We start from the raw sequence: 3,066 nt of genomic DNA, 5'->3' as shown, positions 1-3,066 counted from the left end.
GCTGCTGCGCCGCGGCGACCTGGACGAGGCCGAGCCCCATCTGCGGCGGGCCTGCGGGGCCGGGCTGCGCGCCGCGGCCAACAACCTGGGCGTCCTGCTGCACCGGCGCGGCCGCCGTGAGGAGGCCGCCGAGTGGTGGCGGCAGGCGGCGGTCGCCGGAAGCGCCCCGGCCGCCCATGCGCTGGGCCTGCATCTGCGCGACCACGGCGACGAGTCCGGCGCCGAGTACTGGCTGCGCTTCGCCGCCGAGCAGGGCCACACCCTGGGCTGCTACGCCCTCGCCGACCTGCTGGAGCACCGCAGGGACGTCCGCGCCGAGCGGTGGTTCCGGGCCGCCGCCGAGGCGGGGCACCGCGAGGCGGCGTACCGGCTGGCCCGGATGCGGGAGGCGGCCGGCGACAAGGAGACCGCGGAGACCTGGTACCGCACCGCTGCGGCGCGCAGCCACGCCCGGGCCGCGCTGCGGCTCGGGGTGCTGCTGGAGCAGCGCGGCGACCGTGCCGCCGCGGCCCGCTGCTACCGGCAGTCGGCGCAGGGCGGTGAGCCGCGCGCCGCGTCCGCGCTGGGATTCCTGCTGCGCGACCAGGGGGACGCCGACGCCGCCGCCGACTGGTGGCGGGAGGCCGCGGAGGCCGGTGACGGCAATGCCGCCAACGCCCTCGGTGCGCTGCACGCCAACCGCGGTGAGACGGCGCCGGCCGAGCGCTGGTACCGCGCCGCGCTGGACGCCGGGGACCACAACGGCGCCTTCAACCTCGGCCTGCTCTGTGCGGCCACCGGGCGCGGGGCGCAGGCGGAGCAGTGGTACAGGCGGGCCGCCTACGCGGGCCACCGGGAGGCCTGCAACGCACTGGCCGTACTGCTGCTGCAGCGTGACGACCCGTCCGGCGCCGAGCCCTGGTTCTCCAAGGCCGCCGAGGCCGGCAGCGTCGACGCGGCCTTCAACCTGGGGATCCTCTACGCCGCCCGCGGAGAGCAGCACGAGGCCCAGGAGTGGTACGCCCGTGCTGCGGCGGAGGGGCACGGCGAGGCCGCCTTGCAGCTGGCGGTCGCCAAGGAGCGGCGGGGTGATCTGGCCGCTGCTGTGCGGCGCTACCGGCAGGCCGCGGAGGGCGGCTCGGCCGAGGGCGCCTTCCGGCTGGGTTCGCTGCTGGACCGCCAGGGTGACGCGGACGCCGAGGCGGAGCACTGGTACGCGGTCGCGGCCGACGCGGGGCACGGGCGCGCGCAGGTGCGGATGGGCGTGCGGGCGGCGGAGCGCGGGGCGGTGGATGTCGCGGAGCAGTGGTACCGGCGGGCGGCGGAGGGCGGCAGCCGCAGTGCGGCCTTCAACCTCGGGCTGCTGCTGGCCAGGGAGGGCGCCGAGGCCGAGGCCATGCTCTGGTACGGCCGCGCCGCGGATGCGGGGCACGGCCGGGCGGCGCTGCGGCTGGCGTTGATCGCGGTCCGCCGCAGCGAGATGGTGCAGGCCCGCAACTGGTGCCTGCGGGCGGCGGAGTCCGGTCAGGCGGAGGTGGCCGAGCGGGCCGGGCGGCTGCTGGAGGCGCTCGACACCGAGCTCAGCGCCTGATCCCCGCATGCTCCCGGGCGCGGGGGCGGGCGCGGGTGCGGTGCGCGACCGGGGCGCGGCAGTGCGGTGGGTACGTGCCGGAGGTGTACGGCCGCCGGCGCCGGTCTCAGGCCGGGTCGGCGGCGCGGGGCTGGTCGGCGGCGCAGGCGGGGCAGACCCCCCGGTAGGTGACCTCCACGTCGGAGATCGCGAATCCGAAGCGCTCGGCCGAGGGCAGGGCCGCCAGCGGGTCACCGACCGGGTGGACGTCGCGGATCGTGCCGCACCGGGAGCAGATCAGATGCTGGTGGGCGTGGTGGGCGTTGGGGTCGTAGCGCTTGGCCCGGCCGTCGGTGCTGACCTCCAGCACCTCGCCGAGGCTCACCAGCTCGCCCAGGGTGTTGTAGACGGTGGCCCGGCTGATCTCGGGCAGCCGCTGCACGGCCCGGGCGTGGACCTCGTCCGCGGTGAGATGGACGTGGTCGCCGTCGAGCACCTGGGCGACGACTCTCCGCTGGGCGGTGAGCCGCCAGCCGCGGCTTCTCAGTCGTTCCAGCAGGTCACTCATGGGGGCAAGAATACCAGGGGGCGTCCGGACCCGTATTCGGTCGCGATTTGGCCTGTATATCAACTTGGACCTGGTCCAAGTTGATGGAGGCGGGACGTGGCCGTGGGGCGCCGGCGCGTACGGGCCCGGGTGGAGCGGAGACGGCGGGCCCGGGGCCGGGGTGGCCCCGGGCAGGCGCCGCTCGCCGGGTGGGCCGGGTCGCGGGTCAGACCGCGACCGCCGTGGAGGAGCGCACCTCCTTCGCGCGGCCCGCGCCGATCCAGCAGCGCAGGATGTCGCGCACCGAGATGATCCCGACCACCTCGGTGCCGTCGAGCACCACCAGGTGCCGGAAGCCGCCCCGCACCATGGCGGACGCGGCCTGGTCCAGCGTCCACTCCGGGCCGGCGAAGACGACCTCGGTGGTCACATGGGCGTGGGCGGTCTCATGGTCGGGGTCCTGGCCGTTGCCGAGCGCATTGAGGACGTCCCGCTCGGTGAGGATGCCGACCCCGTAGGTGTCGGGGTCGAGGACGACGGCTGCGCCGATGCGGCGTCCCGACATCAGCCGGGCGGCCTGGCGGAGGGTGTGGGCTGGGCCGATGGTGAGCACCACCGAACTCATGGCGTCGCGGACGAGCACGTGCGGACCACCTCCTGGAGAGGGGGGCGGGCGAGCTGGAGAATTCATTCACAAATTCACAAGCTCCGGAATTCTCATGTTCACATGCCCGTCCGCTACTGGCTAGGGGGCCGTCGTCACATCGGAGGTATCCGCAACCACGGGTGGCGCGCGGTGCCGACCGCGCGCCACCTCACACACCCCGGGGCACGTCACGCACCCCGCGCGACCTCACACACCCGGGGGCACCTCGCACGCCAGGGGGCACCTCGTACACCCCCGGGCACCTCACACGGCAAGCCGCGACAGCAGCTCCTGGTGCAGAAGCCCGTTGGACGCGGCCGCGTC

General features: G+C 75.5%; 3 protein-coding genes. 1 reads left to right on the top strand and 2 read right to left on the bottom strand.

Annotation, left to right across the window (positions count from 1 at the left end):
• The coding region (locus AOK09_RS30870) for a tetratricopeptide repeat protein (RefSeq protein ID WP_063796125.1) at positions 1–1,570 on the top strand (1,570 nt) is incomplete at its 5' end.
• A 106-nt stretch (positions 1,571–1,676) separates the two neighbouring features.
• Here AOK09_RS30870 and AOK09_RS30865 read toward each other — a convergent pair.
• Both AOK09_RS30865 and AOK09_RS30860 read right to left on the bottom strand, forming a co-directional pair.
• Positions 1,677–2,117, bottom strand: coding sequence for a Fur family transcriptional regulator (locus AOK09_RS30865; RefSeq protein WP_055590531.1), 441 nt, complete (start codon positions 2,115–2,117; stop codon positions 1,677–1,679).
• A 205-nt stretch (positions 2,118–2,322) separates the two neighbouring features.
• Positions 2,323–2,739, bottom strand: coding sequence for a CBS domain-containing protein (locus tag AOK09_RS30860; RefSeq protein WP_055590530.1), 417 nt, complete (start codon positions 2,737–2,739; stop codon positions 2,323–2,325).
• Positions 2,740–3,066 lie beyond the last annotated feature (327 nt).

The organism is Peterkaempfera griseoplana, from assembly GCF_001418575.1.
GTDB classification, from domain to species: domain Bacteria; phylum Actinomycetota; class Actinomycetes; order Streptomycetales; family Streptomycetaceae; genus Peterkaempfera; species Peterkaempfera griseoplana.
Note: the sequence above shows the minus strand (reverse complement) of the source record. Positions and strands in the feature narration are given on the sequence as shown.

What these genes read in the sequence shown, in the direction of transcription:
- AOK09_RS30865 (WP_055590531.1), bottom strand. Translation starts at nt 2,117, where the DNA reads ATGAGTGACCTGCTGGAACGACTGAGAAGCCGCGGCTGGCGGCTCACC.